Source organism: Burkholderia sp. PU8-34 (assembly GCF_053427725.1).
On the sequence record NZ_JBSAXC010000017.1, the window covers coordinates 1 to 20,591 of the forward strand.

Below are 20,591 nucleotides of genomic sequence, written 5' to 3' on the forward strand. Positions count from 1 at the left end.
CACGGGTCAATCGTTCGTCGTCAGCCACGGCTGGTTCATGCAATGAAGCCGCACGCCCGCACCGAAAGGCAGGCCGTCGATGCGGCGGACCTGCATCACGAGGCCGGCGCACCAGCCGCCGCGCGCACGCTGCCCTACGAGACGATCGCGCTCGTGCTGCAGGGCGGCGGCGCGCTCGGCGCCTATCAGGCCGGCGTGTTCGAAGGCTTGCACGAGGCGGGCATTCCGCTCGACTGGATCGCGGGCATCTCGATCGGCGCGCTCAACACCGCGCTGATCGCGGGCAACCCACCCGAGCATCGCGTCGAGCGGCTGCGCCAGTTCTGGGAAACGATCTGCCAGCCGGCCTTCTTTCCCGCGATGCCGGCCGCGTTCGAGCTCGCGCTGTTCAACAGCATCGACCAGGTCCGCACGTTCTTCACGGCGTCGCAGGCCGCCAGCGCGATGATGCAGGGCCAGCAGGGCTTCTTCGTGCCGCGCTTCCCGCCGCCGCTGCCGGGCGTGTCCGACCATCCGGACAAGATCAGCTGGTACGACACGTCCGCGTTGCGCGCGACGCTGCTGAAGCTGTGCGATTTCGACCGCATCAACTCGGGCGAGACCCGCGTGTCGGTCGGCGCGGTCAACGTCGGCACCGGCAACTTCGTGTACTTCGACAACGCGAAGACGACGCTGCGCCCCGAGCACTTCATGGCATCCGGCGCGCTGCCGCCCGCGTTCCCGCCCGTCGAGATCGAAGGCGAGTACTACTGGGACGGCGGCGTCGTGTCGAACACGCCGCTGATGGAAGTGCTGCGCGCGCGTCCGCGCCGCGACACGCTCGCGTTCCAGGTCGACCTGTGGAGCGCGCGCGGGCCGCTGCCGCGCACGATGGCCGATGTCGCCGAACGCACGAAGGATGTCCAGTATTCGAGCCGTACGCGTTTCGTCACCGACACGCTGCAGCGCGAACAGCGCTACCGCAACGTGCTGCGCCAGGTGCTCGACCAGGTGCCGGAAGAGATGCGCAAGAACGATCCCTGGTGCATCGAGGCGGAAGCGATGTCATGCGGCAAGAAGTACAACATCCAGCACCTGATCTACCAGCAGAAGGCCTACGAGCATCACTACAAGGACTATCAGTTCGGTCTGTCGACGATGCGCGACCACTGGTCCGCGGGTCTCGACGATATCCGCAAGACGCTCGCCGTCAAGGACGGCCTCGCGTTGCCCGCGAACGACTCGGGCTTCGTGACGCACGACATCCACCGCAAGCGGTGACGCCGTGCAAGGCGGACCGGCGTGGTGCCTGCGCCGGTCCGTTCATTTTCTGATTCCGACATGCCGATTTTCATTGCCCTGTTCGCGCTCATCGCCCTCGTGTGGAGCGCGATTCATACATTTCACGTGATCGCCGCACAGTTCGGCCAGCCGGTCGCGGTGACCACCGCGGCACTCGCCGCAGCGCTCTTGTTCGCGCTGGCCGCGTGGTGGATCCGGCGCCGCCGCGACATCGCGCCGAATACGAAGGAACAAGGCTGGACCCACGTCGTGCATCGCGCGTGGGGCGAGCTGCGGGTGTCCGCAACGCAAGGCCTGCTGTGGCTGTCGCACGACGACGCAGACGGCCGCTATACGCTGTCGCAGCTCGACGGCTGCCTGGCCGCGCCGATCGGCGGCCGCTGGCATCTGGTCGTGCGGATCCGCGATGCCGCGAGCGGCGAATGGAAGCTGCCGATGACGGACAAGCGCGACGCGCAACGCTGGGCGCGCGTGCTGATGCTCGCGAAAGACAACCGTCTGTGATGCCGCGGGTGCGCGGGATTCGCCTGCGCACCGTGGTCCCGTAAAAGCTCACCTTTGCACGCGTTACGCGCGATCGTCGTTCGCCGTGTCGTTCAGACCGATGAACGCCTCCGCCAGAAAATCGACGCATACGCGCACTTTCGCCGACGTCGCGACGCGCTCCGGATAGACGGCCCAGATGTTCGCGGGCTGCGTCGCCTCCGGCAGCACGCGGCACAGCGCGCCGCTCGCGATCAACGGCCCCGCTTCCCAGATCGACCGCAGCACGATCCCGCGCCCCGCGAGCGCCCATTGCACGGCGACTTCGCCATGATTCGTCGACAGCCCGCCGCCGACCTTCACCGTCGCCGTTTCGCCGCGCACGTTCAGGCGCCACACGCCGAGCGGATGGTCGCGCTCCTTGATTGCGAGGCATTCGTGCGACGACAGCTCCGCAAGCGAGCGTGGCATGCCGCGCCGCGCGAGATAGTCGGGCGACGCGCACAGCACCCGATAGTTCGCCGCGAGCCGGCGCGCGATCAGGTGATCGGCAATCTCGTCGCCGATCCGGATGTCGAGGTCGAACCCTTCGCCCGCGACATCGACGAGCCGGTCGAACAGATCGAGCCGGACGTTCAGCTGCGGATAGCGCGCGGTAAAGTCGAGCAGCGCAGGCGCGACGACGTGCCGGCCGAAGCCGAAGCTGCTCGAGATGCGCAGCGTGCCGCGCGGCACCGTGCGCGCGGTCGAAACGTCCTCGACGAGATGATCGACGTCGTCGAGAATCTTCTCGGCGCGTGCGAGTACGCGTTCGCCGGCTTCCGTCACCGTGACGCGGCGCGTCGAGCGATGCAGCAGCCGCGTGCCGAGTTGCGCCTCGAGCAGCGCGATGCGCTTGCTCACGTACGCGGGCGACACGGCAAGTTGCTCGGCCGCCGCGCTGAAGCTCGTCAGGCGGACGACGAGGCTGAACACGCGCAGGTCGTCCAGGTTCGGCGATTTGTTCACGATTCGTGGAAAGTCGATTAACCTTTTCGGCGATTTTAATCTGTTTGGAAATAAATAAAATGGCTTCAATCGCCGCCGCGCGCACGGTCCGCGGCGGCCCGATCAGACTTGGAGGAGCACTCGCATGAGCGACAGGACATACAAGATTGCCGTCATCCCCGGTGACGGCATCGGCCGCGAAGTGATGCCCGAGGGCCTGCGCGCGCTCGACGCCGTGACGGCCCGCTTCGGCATCCGCTTCGACTTCACGCCCATCGAGTGGGCGAGCTGCGATTACTACGCGCAGCACGGCCAGATGATGCCGGACGACTGGAAGGCGCAGCTCGCCGGCATGGACGCGATCCTGTTCGGCGCGGTCGGCTGGCCCGCCACGGTGCCGGATCATATTTCGCTGTGGGGCTCGCTGCTGAAATTCCGCCGCGAATTCGACCAGTACATCAACCTGCGGCCCGCGCGCCTGTTCGACGGCGTGCCGTCGCCGCTCGCCGGCCGCCGCGCGGGCGACATCGACTTCATGATCGTGCGCGAGAACACCGAGGGCGAATACTCGTCGGTCGGCGGCACGATGTTCGAAGGCACCGACCGCGAAGTGGTCATGCAGCAGTCGATCTTCACGCGGCACGGCACCGAGCGCGTGCTGAAGTTCGCGTTCGAGCTCGCGCAGCGGCGCGCGAAGCGCCTGACCGTCGCGACGAAGAGCAACGGCATCGCGATCAGCATGCCATGGTGGGATGCGCGTGCGGCCGAGATGGCCGAACGCTATCCGGAGATCGTCTGGGACAAGCAGCACATCGACATCCTGTGCGCGCGCTTCGTGCTGCAGCCGGACCGCTTCGACGTCGTCGTCGCGTCGAACCTGTTCGGCGACATCCTGTCCGATCTCGGCCCCGCGTGTACGGGCACGATCGGCATCGCGCCGTCGGCTAACCTCAACCCCGACCGCACGTTCCCGTCGCTGTTCGAGCCCGTGCACGGCTCCGCGCCCGACATCGCCGGACAGTTCGTCGCGAACCCGATCGCGATGGTCTGGTCGGCCGCGATGATGCTCGACTTCCTCGGCCATGGCGCGGGCCGCGAGCGTGAAGCGCACGACGTGATCGTCGCCGCGATCGAGGACGTGCTGCGCACGGGGCCGCGAACACGCGATCTCGGCGGCAGCGCCGGCACGGTGGAAGTGGGCGAGGCGATCGCGAAGCAGATTGCGGGGTGAGGGTCGATCGCGGGCGACGGGACGCGGATGCGTTTCGTCGCACGTGAGGTGATGCGATCTGTGGGGCGATTCGCACCGCGCGGGCGATGAGGTGCGGCGCTGACGTCAGGTGAGAGGCATTATGCGTCGACACGCACCGCGATTCGCGTGGCCGGTGCCACGAAGCACTGGCGATGACCACCGGTGAGAAACACGACAAGCCGCTACGCACTGACAAGCAATCCAGCGTGCTACGTCGTCGCCTTTGTTCACGATCCTGTCGGTGAGATGCATGACATGCGACCGAGCACCGTGAAGCGCGGCATCGCGGTCACGCCGAGGCGCCTGTTCGAGATAGATCGGTGAAGCGCACGAATCTGGATTGCGCACCAACGCAAGTTCCATACGATCACGCCGGTGTTTTCGCTTTGAATGCGAACGGTGAAAAAGACGACTTGTGCCCGCGCACCCTGGCATCCCCCTCTAATCGTCACGCGATCAGCGACCCGCATCGACGCACAGGAGAAGGAAGGTTCGACGGAAAAGGCAGGCTCGCCCGCGACACTACCTGAGTCGGCAACGTGAGGTCACAGCTGCGTGCAGGCGAACCGTTGCGCAACGAAATCGCTGATCGAGTCGATCACGCTACGTTCTGGTGACTGTTCCGAATGGCGTTTCAACCGCGCGATTCACGCTTCCCGCAAAAGCTCACCCTTCGCAGACACAGCTCCCGAATTCCCTCACCATTCGGCTTCGGTGATGTTTTCGGTTCGGTTTCCTGCACGAAGCGCGACGGCACTCGCACATTCGTCGCGCCCGCCGGATCAGCGCTTACAGACCGAGATCGGACAGCCCCGGATGATCGTCCGGACGACGGCCGAGCGGCCAGTGAAAGAGCCGGTCCGTCTCGCGGATCGGCAGGTCGTTGATGCTCGCGTGGCGATGCGCCATCAGGCCGTTTTCGTCGAATTCCCAGTTCTCGTTGCCATACGAGCGAAACCAGTTGCCGGCATCGTCGTGCCATTCGTACGCAAAGCGCACCGCGATGCGGTTGCCGCCGAACGCCCACAGTTCCTTGATCAAACGGTAGTCGAGTTCGCGCGTCCATTTCCTCTGCAGCAGCCCGACTATCTGGTCACGGCCGGTGACGAACTCCGCGCGGTTGCGCCAGCGGCTCTGCGGCGTGTAGGCCAGCGACACGCGCTGCGGATCGCGCGTGTTCCATGCGTCCTCGGCGGCGCGGACTTTCTGGCGCGCCGTGTCGAGAGTAAACGGCGGAACGGGCGGACGGACTTCGGCTGATTCGGACATCGCATTCTCCAGTTCAGGGTTCGGCCGCGAGACATCGCAGCCGCTTCATCACGTCGACGACCGCGACGCGGCGTCGAGCAACAGTTCGGCGGTGGCGCGCGCATCGCGCGCGGCGGTTGCGTCGCCGCTCACGAGCGCCACGCCGATCGCGCCGTCGATCAGGACCAGCCACTGACGCGCGACGCGCGCAAGCGCGCGCCGGTCGATTCCGGCGTCGCCGGCCAGCGCGTCGAGCCGATCGCGCACAAACGCCAGCAATCGCGCCTTGTGCACGCGTGCGACGACGCGCACCGGATCGTCGGGATCGGCGATCTCGCCGGACGCGTTCAGGAATGCGCAACCGTGAAAGTCCGGCTGCCGGAACCAGTCGCGCAACACGTCGAACATCCCGAGCAACTGCGCGCGCGGCGTCTTGCCGCGTGCCAGCGTCGCATCGACGAACCAGTCCATCCAGCGCGCGTCGCGTCGCTCGAGCGCAGCCACCACCAATGCTTCCTTCGATTCGAAGTGCGAATAAAAACTCTTGCGCGCGGCACCCGAGCGCTTCACGATCGCATCGACGCCTGTCGCGTGTATCCCACCCGAATAGATCAGCGCTTCGGCCGCATCGAGCAGCCGGTCGCGCACGCCCGGCTCGGCGGAAATGTCGTCATGTGTGTTCATGGGTATACGGTAGAACGATCGTTCTCCATCGTCAAGGAACTCGCGGGAAAGACCACGATGACGCAAGGGATAGCGCGGTTGAATGCCACGCGCGCCGTATCCCGTGCGTCATCGTTACGACACTTTTTCCTGAAGCCGATACCCGGCGCTCACGACACTGCGGACAGCTTGGTGCACGAAAGGACATCATGCAGCGATCCGTACCCACGCACCGTACACGTGCTTACGCAGCCTACGCGAAGCGGCTCGACAGCCGCTCCTTGTGCGGCGTTTCGATCCGCGCAGCGATTCGTACGATGCGTTGCGCGGATACCGGCATGCGTCGCAGCACGGTTTCGTCACGCTTCCCGGTGCGAATGGCGAGCCGGTCAGCGTCGCGGCGCAATGTCCGAGGCGCTGGCTCGTCGTGTTGAATCTCCAGCTCGATCCGAGATGGCTTGCCGCGAAGCGGATGAAACAGGGGATGGGGCGGCTGCGGGTGGTCGATCGACCAGGTTCGTGCGCGACGGCCGCGCATCGCCGGAAGTGAATCGTGATCGTGACGCCTGCGTGATCCTCACCGATCGACATCGCGACGCGTGAAGCGGACCGGTTTCGCGAGTCGGAAACAGGCGTCCGAATCGGGCTCCCGAATCTCCTCACCTTTCGTGCCGATGGGGCTGCCGAGATGGAGGAGTGAGATGGAAAGCAAGCCGACCATCACCAACGTTGTCGACAGACTTTGTGTCTCCAGCACACGCGCCCGACAGTGAAGCCGGGCGCGTCTCCCATACTGCAACGGGCGCTGGCGCCCGCTATCCGGCGAACGGCACGCAGCAACCCGCCATCGCTACGTACCGCCGTGATTGACGCTCAGACCGTCCAGTCGAGAATCACCTTGCCGCTTTCGCCCGACAGCATCGCCGCGAAACCCTGCTCGTAATCGTCGACCGCGAAACGGTGCGTAATGATCGGCGACAGATCGAGACCGCTTTGCAACATTGCAACCATCTTGTACCAGGTCTCGAACATCTCGCGGCCGTAGATCCCCTTGATCTCCAGTCCCTTGAAGATCACCTGGTTCCAGTCGATCGCCGTCTGCGCGGGCGGAATGCCGAGCAGCGCGACCTTGCCGCCGTGATTCATCGCCTCGAGCATGCTCGTGAAAGCGCTCGGCACGCCGGACATCTCGAGCCCGACGTCGAAGCCTTCGGTCATGTGCAGATCGGTCATCACGTCGCGCAACGACTCGCGCGCGACGTTGACCGCCCGCGTCGCGCCCATCTTGCGCGCGAGTTCGAGCCGGTAGTCGTTGATGTCGGTGATGACGACGTTGCGCGCACCGACATGCTTCGCGATCGCCACGGCCATGATGCCGATCGGACCGGCCCCGGTGATCAGCACGTCTTCGCCGACGAGGTTGAAGGACAGCGCCGTATGCGTCGCATTGCCGAACGGATCGAAGATCGACGCGAGATCGTCGGAAATCTCCGGCGGAATCTTGAATGCGTTGAACGCGGGAATCGCCAGATACTCGGCGAACGCGCCTTCGCGATTGACGCCGACACCGATCGTGTTGCGGCACAGGTGCCGGCGGCCTGCGCGGCAGTTCCGGCAGAAGCCGCAGGTGATGTGACCTTCGCCCGATACGCGGTCGCCGATCGCGAAGCCGCGCACTTCCTGTCCCATCTCGACGATCTCGCCGACGTATTCGTGACCGACATGCATCGGCACGGGAATCGTCTTCTGTGCCCAGTCGTCCCACTTCCAGATATGGATGTCGGTGCCGCAGATCGCCGTCCGGCGGATCTTGATCAGCACGTCGTTATGCCCGACTTCGGGGCGCTTCACGCGGGTCATCGACAGGCCGGGGCCGCGCTCGAGCTTTGCCAGTGCTTTCATGGTCGGCCCTCCGTCAGACGATGCCGAGCGACTTGCCGACACGCACGAATGCCGCGACGGCCTGGTCGATCTGCTCGGGTGTGTGCGCGGCACTCATCTGCGTGCGGATCCGCGCGCGCCCGCGCGGCACGACCGGGAACGAGAAGCCGATCACGTAGACGCCTTCGCCGAGCAGCGCATCGGCCATGTTCGTCGCGAGTTGCGCGTCGCCGAGCATCACCGGGATGATCGGGTGCGCACCGGGCACGAGCGTGAAGCCCGCTTCGGTCATCTGCTCGCGGAAGCGCACGCCGTTCTCGCGCACGCGCTCGCGCAGCTTCGCGCCTTCGTCGCTGCCGAGCAGCTTGAGCACTTCGAGCGACGCCGCGGCGATGCTCGGCGTGAGCGTGTTCGAGAACAGATACGGACGCGAGCGCTGGCGCAGCAGGTCGATGACCTCGCGGCGCGCCGCGACGTAGCCGCCGGATGCACCGCCGAGTGCCTTGCCGAGCGTGCCGGTGATGATGTCGACGCGCCCGTCGACGCCGCAATGTTCCGGCGTGCCGCGGCCGTGCGCGCCGATGAAGCCGACCGCATGCGAATCGTCGACCATCACGAGCGCGCCGTAGCGGTCGGCGAGGTCGCAGATGCCTTTCAGGTCGGCGATGATGCCGTCCATCGAGAACACGCCGTCGGTGGCGATCAGCTTGTGGCGTGCGCCCGCCGCGTCGGCTTCCTTGAGCTTCGCCTCGAGATCGGCGAGATCGTTGTTCTTGTAGCGATACCGCTTCGCCTTGCACAGACGGATGCCGTCGATGATGCTCGCGTGGTTCAGTTCGTCGCTGATCACGGCGTCGTTCTCGTCGAGCAGCGTTTCGAACAGCCCGCCGTTCGCATCGAAGCAGCTCGAATAGAGGATGCTGTCCTCGGTGCCGAGGAACGCGGCAATCGCGCTTTCCAGCTGCTTGTGCACGGTTTGCGTGCCGCAGATGAAGCGCACCGATGCCATGCCGAACCCGTCCTGATCGAGGCCCGCCTTGGCCGCCGCGATCAGGCGCGGGTCGCTCGCCAGACCAAGATAGTTGTTCGCGCAGAAATTCAGCACGCCGGTACCGCCGGCGAGCCGCACGGCCGCCGCTTGCGGGCTCGCGATCTCGCGCTCGGTCTTGTAGAAACCGTCCGCGCGGATCTGGTCGAGCGTGCCGCGCACCTGGGCGAAAAATGCATCACGCATCGCAAAGCTCCTGACAGGAATCGCAACCCGCCGCGCGCCGTTCGTGGCGGCGCCGCAGCGGCCTGCTACTGTTATAGTCGGTCGTTCGGTTGACCGCTCTTTTCCGTTATTCCGAACTAAGATTCGAAATATCGAACAACTCTAAGCGAACGGAATCCAAATGGCAAGTTCCTCCGGATCGCGGCGCGCGTCCGCGAGCGCCGCTCAGCCGCCGGCCAGCGCGACGCCGCCGCGCGTCGGCGAACAGATCCAGCGCCTGCGCAACGAGCGCAAGCTGACGCTCGACGACCTGTCGCGCGCGGCAGGCGTGTCTAAATCGATGCTCTCCGAGATCGAGCGGGACAAGGCGAACCCGACGATCGCGGTCGCATGGCGCCTGACGAATGCGCTCGGCATCACGCTCGACGAGCTGTTCTCGCAGCCGAAGGCACCTGAGACGATTCGCGTCGACGGCCCGCACGACATCCCGACACTGGCCGGCCACGACGGCCAGTATCAGTTGCGCGTGTGGGGCCCGATCGACCTCGCCGGCAGGTTCGAGTGGTACGAACTGACGCTGCCGGGCGGCGGCTCGCTCGTGTCGAACGCGCATGAGCCGGGCACGCGCGAGCACCTCACCGTGCTGCAGGGCGCGATGGAAATCGAGGCGGCGGAGGCCACCCGCCGCCTGAAAGCCGGCGACACCGCACGCTACCCGGCCGACACGCCGCACGCGATCCGCAACCCCGGCAAAGCCGAAGCGAGAGCGTTGTTGATCGTGATTCATCGCTGACCGTCCGTCGAGTCATCCGTTCGGCCGGTTGCGGAGAACACTGTATGTTTGTACAGTATACGGACATTCCGCTTTGCAAGGGACCGGAGCCTGCGATGACCGAAGAACAAGATTTGGCCGCGCTCAGCTTCAAGGCTGCTGCGCACGACCTGGAGAAGATCGTTCGCCATATTGCCGAACGCTACATTCGCCATCAGGTGCCGTTGACGTGGCGCCTGCTGCACGCGATCGAGGCCGAGGCACTGGCGGATCTCGGCTTCGCCAGCCGGCATGACGCCGGCATGCGTCAACTGTTCGAACGGCCGTCGGACATGACGTTTCCTGAAACGGACGATTTGATCGATTTCGGGCGGTCGAACGTGCTGCCCGCCGCTTTCTCGTTCGCGCTCAACGCGTACGAGGCCGATGCACGTCGGCGCGATGCGCTACCCGCAGCGCGAACCACCCGCATCGCCAAGGCTTGGGGCGATTGATCGCAGCCCCGCGAGCGTCCGTCACGCGACGCCCGCGGCACGCTGGCCGGTACCGGCCAGCATCTGGCCAGCACCCAGCCCGCGCTTGGCCGGCACTTGGCCGTTTTGCAGCAGAATGGCTTGCCGATCACAGCAGCACGGAAGCGAACACGAACGAGGGCCCGTCATCGTCTCGCCCGATCCAGAGCCAACTCATGTCGAGCGAGACGAAATCAGCTTCTCCCGTCAGGTCGTCCCGATCTCACACTGGCACGACGTTGCAGAAAGAACTGGCATATACGCAACTAACGGAATAAATAACATGTCCCTTCCTTCATCTGCGGAAGCTCGCTCGCCCGACTCGGAAAAAGATCTGTTCGACCGCGGCGCATCGGACTGGATCGCGTCGCCCGAAGCAGCCTTCGATGCCTGGCTTGCGATGCAGGATTATCGTCGGTCGTCAGCCGATGTTTATCGCGCGCAATGGGGTGCCTTTCTCGCCTGGCTGCGCACGCATCAGAAGGATCTCGCGACAGTCGACACCGCATCGATCGCGCATTTCGTCGGCGAATTGCCGATCAAGAAAACGCAGCGTATGCGCTATTTGCGTCTGATCGAGCGAGTGCTCGACCACATTCGGCGCACCGAATTCGCATCGACCAACCCGGCCCGCTTCATCGCTCAGGATGGCGAAGCGATCTGGCGCAAGGCGCGCGACAACGAGCCGACCGGCTTTCTCGCGCCGTCCGAACGCGCAAAACTGCTCACCTATCTGTTTTCGCCGATCGTCGTGTCCGGCGCCGCATTATGGAAAGAGCGCCGCGACCGGGCGCTCGTTGCTGCATTTCTCGGTGCCGGCGTGAAGACCGGCGAAGCACGCGCGCTTACGATTAGTTGCATCAATACGAGCGGCACGACACTGCAGATTCCATCGACGCATCCCGATTTCGCGCGGGAAACACATCTGGCGTCATTCGCGATTGCGCTGTTCGACGCGTGGCTCGCTGAACGCAAGCGTCAGGAGATTCCGGGCGAACTCGTGTTTCCGGCGTCGCATGCGGGACGTCCGATGCACAAGGCAACGATGCTGCGCGCGGTCGACGCAATCGTCGAAGCGGCCGACATCGCGTCGACGCGCACCGCGCGCGCAAGTCCGCAAACGCTGCGCAACACCTATGCCGCGGAACTGTTCGAGCACGACGTGCCACCTGAGCGGGTCGGCAAGTGGCTGGGCTTCATGCAGCCGATTTCGTCCAATCGCCTGCATCGCGCGTGGAAAGACTGGCGTGACGATCTGGCCGAGCACGACGGTAAGGGTGAGGCAGCGTCCGATCGTGAATCTCACGAATGACGGATATACCGCTCACGCCCGACGATACGTGAGCGGCCTCGCGTGGCGGAGCCTCACCGTCATGAGGCTCCCGAAAATCCTCACCTTTTGTTTCCCGTAATGTCTCACCTGTGCAGGCAGCTGCGGTCAGCGCCGCTCTGTTGTGGCGAATCGCGTGGCCGCTTCGAAGCGCGACGGCCACGCGCCCGACGTGTGCTCGCACTCCGGACACGACACTTCGAAACCCTCGTCGTCATGTGACAGTTCGGGTTCGCCGTCGCAATGCGGGCACTGGCTCGGCACCGGCGTGTCTTGGTCCAGCGCGGTGCCGATAACGGAAAACGCGTCGGCATCGAGCTTGCCGGTGTCGGCCAGGCGCCGGATCAGCGCGGCGATCTCCGGGTTCATCTCACGATTCGCGCGCAGCGCATTTCTTTCGCGCGCCGTCGTCTCCAATTCGTCACTCTGGCTGCGCAACTGCTCCTCGAGGCGGTCCGCGCGGGCCTTGGCGGCGCTCAATTGCTGCAGGAAATCGAATTCCTTGCGTTGCACATCGCGCAATCCGGACTGGTAAGTCGATGCCATGCTGCGCAGCGAATCCAGTTCGACCAGCATCGGCTTTACGCGACGCTCGGCTTCGGCCACCGCATCCTTGATCTGTTGCGCGTAATGCTCGGTGCGCTGCTGCAGTTCGGCTTGCAGCTTATCGATGCGGTCGCGCAACGCGGCGTTCTGGGTTTGCTCGGCATCGACGCGGCCCGTGGCCGAGACCATCTCCTTTTCCAGTCGATTGACTGTGGTGAGCAGCGTCGCTTCGTTTGCCGAACCATGGGTCGCCTGTGACGCAAGCTGCACCTCGAGTTCGGTGACGCGCGCCTGCAGTTGCTCGTTGCGGGTTTCGCTGCGAGCGAGGGCAGCTTCAAGGGATTCCTGCCGAACGATCGCGTCACGCAATTGCTGTTCGGCCTGCGTGACATTCGCGCGAACCTGCTCGCGATCGGCGTCGAGACTGTCCCGCGCGGTTTTCAGCGCCTCTTCATACAGTGCGCTGAGGAGGGCACCGGCCTTGTCCTCGACGGCCTTCGGAATCGCGGCACCTTCCAGTCGAATCTTCGATGCGGAACGGATCCGCTCCCAGAAGTGATCGATGTCCTTCGGAATGTCGCTGGCGCTGCCGGTCTGGGTCAGATCGCGAACATTGGCGGCGGACGGCCGGATCCCGAGATCGAAGAACAAGCGCTTGCACGCATGCAGCGACAACTCCTGGCGTCGCGCGCCAGCGGCGCGCAACGATTCCAGCTCGTCCCGGATGACCTGGCGCATCTCGTCGAGGGTCATGGCGTAACTCGTAGCGGTTGGAACGTTGCAATCATAACGAAATACGTATTTTTCAATACTTCTTTTCGATGCGTGTTGCAAATTCGCGTCAATAGCCACGGGAAGCGATGCTGTGAGTGCCTGTGGTCGATCACAGCAGCAGATTCCGTGAAACAAAGCGAAGAAAGCGCCCTAAGCGTCTGTATTGTCAGCGTTTTCCAGCGAAGCATAAAAAAACGGGGTTGTTTCACAGAATCTGCTGTGAGGAGGGCGTCGGGTGTTGGGGTTAGGGGTGTCTGTGGAAAACTCGTCAGGGGACGTGTTGAGAGTATTAGAAGTAAACACCTTTGAACCCTTAGTTAAAAACGTTAACGCCACGGCACGTCCTTATGTAGCAAGGGTTTCCGGCCGACAGGGTGAAGCTTTACGGGAAGCAAGGTGATGATCTGCGGGAGCCGACGTGATGGGGTTCGGGGATCTGCGTGAGCCGTTGCAGGAAAGGTCGTGAGCGGATTCGGGAGCACAGCAAAACGTCGAATTTTCCACAGGTGAGCGTTTTCGGGACCGCACAGCCGCGAAACGCCCGCTGTGGCTGAATGCACAGTTTTCTGCCTGTGCAGGTATGGGTGAGGCTTTTCGGGACCGGCTTTTGCCAGCGATTCTGCCCTTCTTTTAGGCAATTTTTGCAAAAGGTGAGATTTCACGGGACTCGGCACCGATTTGGTGTGAGGGTTTCCGGGAAGCGAACGCCATTTTGCACAGAAAAAGACCATTCCTGGGCCTGTGAAGCCCTAAAGGTGAGGGTTTTCAGGAGCGAAATCCGGGTTTTCCTGGCCAGACCCCCGTAAGGTGAAGGTTTTCGGGACCCTGTTTACGGTCGATGCGTGTACCTCACAGGTGAGACTTTTCGGGAATGGGATTTGCCCGAAAAATGGTCAAAGGTGAGGCTTTTCGGGTGCAGTGGGCGGTTACTTCCGCTGAAAACCCCGCCGGAGCTACATGGTGAGGCCATTTTGGCGAGCGTTTTTTCGGCAAAGGTGAAGTTTTTCGGGAGCCGACATGCTGTTGTCGTACGAATGGGCGCCCGAGAAAGGTGAGGCTATTCGGGAGGTCGCTGTGCTGGCCTGCGCATCCGACATTTGCGCATAAGTATCGGAGGACATTGGGATTTTTGAAACTGCGGGGGTTACGGTGAGACTTTTCGGGAGCCGTGCCGACGCCGGTTTTCACAGCGTCGTTTGTCGATAAGGTGAGGAAATACAGGAGGCACAGTGGATCGATCCCGCCTGTGCCGGGCATCCGGCGGCAATCGAGTGTTCGACCTGTGAATTCATGAGGTGAGATTTTTCGGGAGCGCGTGGCGATTGTGCACTGTACAATGCGCGCCCGGGCTGCTGAAGCATGGGTGGGGAAGTCCCAAAACGTACGCCAGTCGGGCCGGATCGAGCCGTTCAGGCCGCCCGGCGTCCGCGCCTTTTCGAGGTGTCGCGGCTGCCTGCCGGTCACCCGCAGTGCCGCGGCTGTACATGCATACAGGCGGCCGCGCGCGCGTTCACAGGGATCGGTTAGGTGCGATGTGGATACTGTGCGAGGTTCACGCAAAGCAAGTCGCAAATTAGCGACAGCGTGAAAGGTGAGCCGATACGGGAACGCATTGCGCACGTGTCCCGCACAGGCGAAAAACTGTGAATCGGTGCCTGCCCCGACGCGTAAAGGTGAGTCCGGAACACAGTGATTCTGGTCTGGTGAGCCTTTACGGGAGCCGGTTGGGGTGAGTGCTGCTTCGTGAGCCCGCTTCACCGGCTATGGTGAGCATGCCGTTCTGGACGCGCTTCACCACAGGCGCTATCCTTCCGGGAAACTTCTCCTCCGACCCGACGCATGGCCACGAAGCGCGCCAAAAAAACCGATGTGGATGTGGTGAGTGCCAGTTCAGCCGAATTGCGTAAGGCCGTCGAGGCGATCGCAATTCAGCCGAAAAGCGGCAAGATCACCCTCCTGACTCGCAAGCTGTTCAATGTCCTGCTGGCAGTGGCGCAGCAGGCCGACGATTCGGGCGATACCTATCGCGCGCTGTTGTCGGATATCGTCGCCAACTCCGCATTCGATTCGAACGACACCGCGCTCGTGAAGGAACACCTGCGCCGGATGGTGTCGGTGCAGGTCGAGTGGAGCACGGGCACGTCGAGCCAGAAGCCTGGCCGCAAGTGGGGGATCTCGACGCTGATCGCGGATGCGGAAATTCTCGAAGACCCGGCAACGCGCCGCGTGTGGGTCGAATTCTCGTTCGCGCCGAAGATCAAGAAGAAGCTGCTCGATCCGGTCCAGTATGCGCGCCTGAGCCTGCAGTTCCAGAGCCAGCTGCGCAGCAGCGCCGGTCTCGCGCTGTACGAGATCTGCGTGCGTTACCTGACGAACCCGAGCCACCTGACGATGCGCGAGCCGTGGGAATGGTGGCGGCCGATCCTGTCGGGCACGCCGGACACCGAGGCCGGCGACGAGGCGAAACGCGAATACAAGTACTTCAAGCGGGATTATCTGCGTCCCGCGATCGCGGAGGTCAACGCGGTCACCAACATCTTCGTCGAGCTGATCGAGCATCGCGAAGGGCGGCGAGTCGCCGAGATCCAGTTCCGTGTTACCGAGCGCAAGCAGCCGATGCTCGCGCTCGACGAACATCCGAACGTGTTCGACAGCACGCTGGTCGACCGGATGGTGAAGATCGGCATCCCATTGAAGGAAGCGCAGACGCTGTACGCGGATAGCGAGGAAAACCGGATCCGTGCCGCGCTGCAGATGACCGAGCAGCGGATGCGCAGCACGACGTTGCCGCCGGTGCGCAGTGCCGCGGCGCTGTTCAAGGATGCGCTGAAGAAGGGCTATGCGCCGCCTGTAGAGGCCGTCGAGGCCCTGCCGGCGGGTGCGACGCCGGGCAAGGCCGCAGCGGCTCAGCCGGACGATCTGAAGGCGCGTCTGCTGAGCGAATACGCCGCATATCGCCGCAAGGAAGCCAAGGCACTGTACGACGAGCAGGGCGAGGCGGAGCGCGAAGTGGCGCGCGAGTCGTTCGAGTCGGAGGCGCTGCCGACGTTGGGCTCGCATCTGCGCGAAGACTGGCGCAAGCGCGGCCTCGATTCCAAACTGGCCGAGACGGCCTTCTTCGACTGGTTGGCCCAGAAGACCTGGGGCGAGCCGACCGACGGCGATCTGCTCTCCTTTACGCTGAATCAAACGCGGGCGGCCTGAGCCGCCTGTCCTGCCTCGGCGGCACCGGCATCGCCGGGCGCCGCCGCTTCTTCCTGACTACTCCGACAACAGCATCCGCTCGAGCTGCTCGAGGATCGCGTCGCGCTTGTCTTTCGACAGTCCGCGCAGGCGCAATTCGATGCGGTCTTCTCCATACGACTTCAGATCGCCGACCGATACGCCGCCGAGCTTGATCTCGAGGCGTTGCGCGTAGCGCTGGCGGCTGGCGGGTTTCGGCGTTTCCTGTGCGGCCGCGCGGCCCTTCACGATGTCGGATACCTGGCGCGTGCTCAGGTCGTCGGACACGATCTTGTTGATCAGGCGCAGCGTTGCATCCGTGCCGCGCGCGTTGTGATAGCGGCCGACCTGATACGCCATGTTCGAGCCGAAGCGGTCGGGGCGAGCGACCATTTCCTGCATCACCGTTTCCGGCAGCTTGCCGATCGACAGCGCGACGGCGACCGTCGACTCGTCGAGACCGAGATGCTCGGCCAATTCCTTCTGACTCTGGAAATGCTTGTCGTCGAGAAAGCGCCGCCAGACGACAGCGTTGTCGAACACGGTCTGCGAATCGCGCTGGACGTTCAGGTCATACCCGAGCTTGTAGCTCTCGAGGCCGATCGGCAGATCGATCACGATCGCCTTGACCGTTTCCTTGTTCGCTTCTTTCAGCGCACGCACGCGGCGGCCGCCGTCGCTGACGAAATACGTGCCCGGACTGTCGTAGTCGGGAATCACGTGAATCGCCTGCTGCTGACCTTGCTTCGCGAGGTTCACCGCGAGTTCGGCGATCGACGATTTCAGATAGAAGTGCCGCGGGTTGAACGGGCTGTGCTTGATCGCCTTCAGCGACAGCTCGATCACTTGCCCGGGCGCGTAACGGTTCTCGAGGCGCCACGCACGATACTGCGCCGTCTCGTCGGTCGACGCGTCGACGACGATGTCAGCGACGGCCGCCGGGGGCGGCGCCGTGTCCTTCTTGGCGGCTTTCGCAGTGGCGGGAGCGGACGCTTCCGGCTTGACGAGACCGTCGATCGCGTTGAGCCGATCGAGGGCCGTGCGCTTTTCGCTCGTCGTCGTATCCGGCCGCGCTTGGAATCCTTTGGCGAATTGGGAGGGTTTCATGCGACTCCTTTATGCGCATAAAGTCAGGGCAACATCGCGACGATCTCGTCGGCGCATGCGCGAATTTCCGCGGCAGCGAGCCTGGCGCCGCGATCGTTCATCTGCAGGACGGTCTGACCGAGCGCCATTGCCTGCTTGTACGCTTCCCGCGTCGGGATCTGCGTCTTGAGTAGCGGGAAGCCGAGTTCTTCGAGTGCCCGCTTCAGTTCGCGGGTCAGCATGCGCTTCTCTTCGGTCTTGTTCAGCAGGAATACCGCACGCAGGTCTTCGTTCATCACTTGCGCCTGCTGGATGAGCTTGACCAGCCCGACACTCGACCAGTAATCGGCAGGTGACGACGACGTCGGGATGACGGCGATCGATGCTGCCAGCAGAACGACGCCGGACACTTTCTCGGTGATCGACGGCGGGCAGTCCACGACGATGATGTCGTAGTCGTTGATGAACTTCTTGATCTCGCGGTGGATCTGGCCGCCGGCTTCCGCAAGATTGACCACCGGGAAAGGGATGCCGTTGTCACCATCGCCCGATGCGCTCGACCAGTGAATCAACGTGTTTTGACCGTCGGCGTCTACGACGAGAACGCGCTTCCCTTTCTCATGGAATGCGGCGCCGAGGTGCATGGCGATCGTGCTCTTGCCGACGCCGCCTTTTTGTTGAGTGACTGCAATGATTTCCGCGGCCAATTTTCACTCCTGTTTTTGGTCGTTGGAATTCTACAGGACGATATTCATAATTCAATGAAATTGTTGTTCACCAACTACGCGTTAGCCATTCGGCCGGGTGGTTTATGCGCATAAATCGACGCGGCAGAGATGGAGGACGCTACGCGACGAGCCGGATGGCCACGCAAGGTACTTTTGCGAGCATCGATCGGCACATGTCGCGCAAACGACGTGACGCGCAATGTTGATTCGCTGACGGGCCGACGTTGCCGCGAGCGCTAGCGACGGAGTGTGGGGCTCGACGGCCGGCATCGACATGCGGCCGAGTTTATGCGCATAAACCCATTTGGGGACTGCGATCGGATGCAGGAATAGGCTGCGGTGAGCCGGATGAAAGACGACAGGAACCGACGGCGAATTGGCCCGGCCCGCCATGTGCGATATCGGGCTGCGCGTACGCTGGGTTTATGCGCATAAACCGGGACCAGGCGAGATACGACGGCTCACTGCAGCATGGCCACCGCACACCTTCGAGACCAGCGACGATGCGACAAGCGTCGATGGTCGATGGTCGATGGTCGATGGTCGATGGTCGATGGTCGATGGTCGATGGTCGATGGTCGATGGTCGATGGTCGATGGTCGATGGGCGATGGTCGATGGGCGATGGGCGATGGGCGATGGGCGATGGGCGATGGGCGATGGGCGATGGGCGATGGGCGATGGGCGATGGGCGATGGGCGATGGGCGATGGGCGATGGGCGATGGGCGATGGGCGATGGGCCCTCCCCCAGGTCGTGACAGAGTAGAGGTCGCACGCTTCCCCGCACCGTTGACGACGATCGGTCATTAACCCCATCGACAGGTTTATGCGCATAAACCAATCCCCGCTACTGCCCAACGATTCGATGCCGCACACCTGCCGACCGACTCTTCCAAGCGTTGATTGCACGGCGCGTAACCTGTCCGGCACGATGAACCTCAAGTCGTGACATCGATTCGTACGCTTGGCCGGACTGGCTACAATACGGGGCTTCACAATCCAGGTCCGAATGATGATCACGATCTACCACAACCCCCGATGCTCGAAGTCGCGCGAGACGCTGGCGCTTGTCGAGTCGCTGAACCCGAGCGGCGCGCCCGTCGCAGTCGTCGAGTATCTGAAGACGCCGCCGACGGTCCAGGAACTGGAAACGTTGCATCGTCAGCTCGGGCGTCCGGTGCGCGACATGCTCCGCGACAACGAAGAGCCATACAAGACACTCGATCTCGCCCGCGCGGACCTGACCGACACACAAGCGTATGAGGCGATCGCCGCACACCCGATCCTGCTGCAGCGGCCCATCGTCGTGTACAAGGGTAAAGCCGCAATCGGGCGACCGCCGGAATCGGTGCGCGAACTGTTCGAATAATTCTAATTTTTCGAACTCTTCTTATTTCGAATGTCCGGCGCACATGCGCCGGTCGGTTGATGTGCGCTGACGCGTCTCCCGAGCGATCGCATTTGCGTTCCTTCGCTGTTATCGCGATACCGCGCGGCAAGTGCGAACGCAAGTGCCCGTCAACGGCAAGCTTCCGCTGCGCCTCTCCCGATGCATGTCAAATCAGGCAGCGGCCATATCGGCGGCCAGATCGCAGTGGCTGCGCGATTGCGTCCGCTATTGCGTCAGGTGTCGAACCCGGCCACTCGGGACGCTTCCGCATCGGCTACCAACCCGCCGCGGCAACGCGAAGCCCAAAAGCCGTCACGCCCCTCCCCCGCCGTCACCATCACGGCCAGCCGCAGTCCTCGCCGCGGTCCGCAGCAACGCGATCTGCCGGCGATACTGCCGGCAGCCGCTGCAGGTCGGCAAATGCACGCGCACCTGCAAGCGCTCGTGCATCGTCAGATGCCGGTCGAGCGCATCCGACAGCAGGCGCGTCATGTCCTTACATTTCCCCGGTAGCATCTTCGGTCGTCAGCCCCTTCTCGGTCAGGCAGGTGCGCAGGCGCGTGCGCGCGCGGTACAGCAGCACGCTGCAATGGTTCGTCGTCAATGTCAGTTCCGTGCAGATGTCGTCGATTTCGAAATCGAGGAACTCGCGCATCATGAACACGCGGCCGATCTGTTCGGGAAGATGGTTCAGGCACGCCTCGAACAGCATCCAGAACTGCTGTTGCTGCAGCAGCGTTTCCGGCTGCGGCCATGGTTGCGGTTTCGCATGCGCGGTCCAGTGACCGTTGTCCTTGAAGAGTTCGCGGTCGAGCACCGATTCGCCGTCGAGTTCGGCGTCAAGCGCGGACAGGCTCACGATGCGTTGCCGCGCGCGCAGCACGTCGACGAGCTTGTTGCGCAGGATGCCGAACACCCAGGTCTTGTGCGCTGACAGGCCTGCGAAGTCGCCTTCGCGCGTCCATGCGGCGGTCAGCGCTTCCTGCACGGCATCCTCGGCCGCATCCGCATCGCGCAACTGGAGACGTGCAAAACGCAGCAGGTCACGCCGCAGTTGCGCAAGATAGGCGGGATCGTCGTACGCGGACGGCATCGATGGCACTCTCTCGAAGGAAGCCGCGCGCGCATCACAGGCCGCTCGCGCCGCGGTGCGAGCAGCTTACTGGCCGACGCGCGGGCCCGCAACGCATGTTCCGTCGCGAATTTTACGAACGTCGCAACCG

General features: G+C 63.5%; 20 protein-coding genes. 10 read left to right on the forward strand and 10 right to left on the reverse strand.

From position 1 onward, the window contains the following. Positions 1–42 precede the first annotated feature (42 nt). The gene (locus tag ACV22Z_RS29090; RefSeq protein WP_448079705.1) at positions 43–1,260 is read left to right on the forward strand and encodes a DUF3734 domain-containing protein; all 1,218 of its coding nucleotides are present in this window, start codon (positions 43–45) and stop codon (positions 1,258–1,260) included. Between the two features lie 60 nt (positions 1,261–1,320). Then, the gene (locus tag ACV22Z_RS29095; protein ID WP_448079706.1) at positions 1,321–1,785 is read left to right on the forward strand and encodes a signal peptide protein; all 465 of its coding nucleotides are present in this window, start codon (positions 1,321–1,323) and stop codon (positions 1,783–1,785) included. Between the two features lie 63 nt (positions 1,786–1,848). On the opposite strand, the gene ACV22Z_RS29100 is transcribed toward ACV22Z_RS29095, so the two are convergent. Continuing rightward, a complete protein-coding gene (locus tag ACV22Z_RS29100; protein WP_448079707.1) occupies positions 1,849–2,772 on the reverse strand; it encodes a LysR substrate-binding domain-containing protein in 924 nt (307 codons plus the stop codon). Between the two features lie 124 nt (positions 2,773–2,896). Here ACV22Z_RS29100 and ACV22Z_RS29105 point away from each other — a divergent pair, with 124 nt between their 5' ends. Further along, complete coding sequence (locus ACV22Z_RS29105) at positions 2,897–3,982, forward strand: tartrate dehydrogenase (protein ID WP_448079708.1); 1,086 nt, start codon at positions 2,897–2,899, stop codon at positions 3,980–3,982. An 810-nt stretch (positions 3,983–4,792) separates the two neighbouring features. Here the strand turns inward: ACV22Z_RS29105 and ACV22Z_RS29110 are convergent. Continuing rightward, positions 4,793–5,272, reverse strand: a complete 480-nt coding sequence (locus ACV22Z_RS29110; RefSeq protein ID WP_448079709.1) for a nuclear transport factor 2 family protein — start codon at positions 5,270–5,272, stop codon at positions 4,793–4,795. Positions 5,273–5,320: 48 nt separating this feature from the next. Then, a complete protein-coding gene (locus ACV22Z_RS29115) occupies positions 5,321–5,935 on the reverse strand; it encodes a TetR/AcrR family transcriptional regulator (RefSeq protein WP_448079710.1) in 615 nt (204 codons plus the stop codon). Positions 5,936–6,197: 262 nt separating this feature from the next. Between ACV22Z_RS29115 and ACV22Z_RS29120 the strand changes: the two genes are divergently transcribed. Continuing rightward, a complete protein-coding gene (locus ACV22Z_RS29120) occupies positions 6,198–6,464 on the forward strand; it encodes a hypothetical protein (protein WP_448079711.1) in 267 nt (88 codons plus the stop codon). Between the two features lie 323 nt (positions 6,465–6,787). Here the strand turns inward: ACV22Z_RS29120 and tdh are convergent, their stop codons facing one another. Both tdh and ACV22Z_RS29130 read right to left on the reverse strand, forming a co-directional pair. Beyond that, entirely contained in the window at positions 6,788–7,816 is a 1,029-nt protein-coding gene (gene tdh / locus ACV22Z_RS29125) for an L-threonine 3-dehydrogenase (RefSeq protein ID WP_448079712.1), read from the reverse strand. A gap of 13 nt (positions 7,817–7,829) precedes the next feature. Then, a complete protein-coding gene (locus ACV22Z_RS29130) occupies positions 7,830–9,029 on the reverse strand; it encodes a glycine C-acetyltransferase (RefSeq protein ID WP_448079713.1) in 1,200 nt (399 codons plus the stop codon). Positions 9,030–9,189: 160 nt separating this feature from the next. Here ACV22Z_RS29130 and ACV22Z_RS29135 point away from each other — a divergent pair, with 160 nt between their 5' ends. From ACV22Z_RS29135 to ACV22Z_RS29145, 3 genes are all read left to right on the forward strand, one after another. Next, positions 9,190–9,801, forward strand: a complete 612-nt coding sequence (locus ACV22Z_RS29135) for a helix-turn-helix domain-containing protein (RefSeq protein WP_448079714.1) — start codon at positions 9,190–9,192, stop codon at positions 9,799–9,801. Positions 9,802–9,896: 95 nt separating this feature from the next. After that, on the forward strand, positions 9,897–10,274 hold the full coding sequence (locus ACV22Z_RS29140) for a DUF2471 family protein (RefSeq protein ID WP_448079715.1): 378 nt from the start codon (positions 9,897–9,899) through the stop codon (positions 10,272–10,274). Positions 10,275–10,575: 301 nt separating this feature from the next. Continuing rightward, the gene (locus tag ACV22Z_RS29145; RefSeq protein WP_448079822.1) at positions 10,576–11,604 is read left to right on the forward strand and encodes a tyrosine-type recombinase/integrase; all 1,029 of its coding nucleotides are present in this window, start codon (positions 10,576–10,578) and stop codon (positions 11,602–11,604) included. A 126-nt stretch (positions 11,605–11,730) separates the two neighbouring features. Here ACV22Z_RS29145 and ACV22Z_RS29150 read toward each other — a convergent pair whose 3' ends face one another. Next, positions 11,731–12,921, reverse strand: coding sequence for a DNA-binding protein (locus ACV22Z_RS29150; RefSeq protein WP_448079716.1), 1,191 nt, complete (start codon positions 12,919–12,921; stop codon positions 11,731–11,733). Between the two features lie 1,860 nt (positions 12,922–14,781). On the opposite strand from ACV22Z_RS29150, the gene ACV22Z_RS29155 reads away from it, so the two are divergent. Continuing rightward, positions 14,782–16,146 (forward strand): RepB family plasmid replication initiator protein, encoded by a 1,365-nt coding sequence (locus tag ACV22Z_RS29155; protein WP_448079717.1) that lies wholly within the window; start codon positions 14,782–14,784, stop codon positions 16,144–16,146. A gap of 57 nt (positions 16,147–16,203) precedes the next feature. On the opposite strand, the gene ACV22Z_RS29160 is transcribed toward ACV22Z_RS29155, so the two are convergent. Further along, complete coding sequence (locus tag ACV22Z_RS29160) at positions 16,204–17,271, reverse strand: ParB/RepB/Spo0J family partition protein (RefSeq protein WP_448079718.1); 1,068 nt, start codon at positions 17,269–17,271, stop codon at positions 16,204–16,206. A gap of 23 nt (positions 17,272–17,294) precedes the next feature. Beyond that, a complete protein-coding gene (gene parA / locus ACV22Z_RS29165) occupies positions 17,295–17,957 on the reverse strand; it encodes a ParA family partition ATPase (RefSeq protein WP_448079719.1) in 663 nt (220 codons plus the stop codon). Between the two features lie 588 nt (positions 17,958–18,545). Between parA and ACV22Z_RS29170 the strand changes: the two genes are divergently transcribed. Both ACV22Z_RS29170 and arsC read left to right on the forward strand, forming a co-directional pair. Next, positions 18,546–18,788 carry an AraC family transcriptional regulator gene (locus ACV22Z_RS29170; RefSeq protein WP_448079823.1) on the forward strand — a complete coding sequence of 81 codons (243 nt, stop codon included), beginning with the start codon at positions 18,546–18,548 and terminating at the stop codon, positions 18,786–18,788. A 202-nt stretch (positions 18,789–18,990) separates the two neighbouring features. Beyond that, entirely contained in the window at positions 18,991–19,347 is a 357-nt protein-coding gene (arsC, locus tag ACV22Z_RS29175) for an arsenate reductase (glutaredoxin) (RefSeq protein WP_448079824.1), read from the forward strand. 333 nt (positions 19,348–19,680) lie between these two features. On the opposite strand, the gene ACV22Z_RS29180 is transcribed toward arsC, so the two are convergent. Together ACV22Z_RS29180 and ACV22Z_RS29185 are read right to left on the reverse strand one after the other, a co-directional pair. Continuing rightward, complete coding sequence (locus ACV22Z_RS29180) at positions 19,681–19,884, reverse strand: anti-sigma factor family protein (RefSeq protein WP_448079720.1); 204 nt, start codon at positions 19,882–19,884, stop codon at positions 19,681–19,683. Then, a complete protein-coding gene (locus ACV22Z_RS29185; RefSeq protein WP_448079721.1) occupies positions 19,865–20,461 on the reverse strand; it encodes an RNA polymerase factor sigma-70 in 597 nt (198 codons plus the stop codon). Before ACV22Z_RS29185 ends, ACV22Z_RS29180 begins: the two co-directional genes overlap by 20 nt. Positions 20,462–20,591 lie beyond the last annotated feature (130 nt).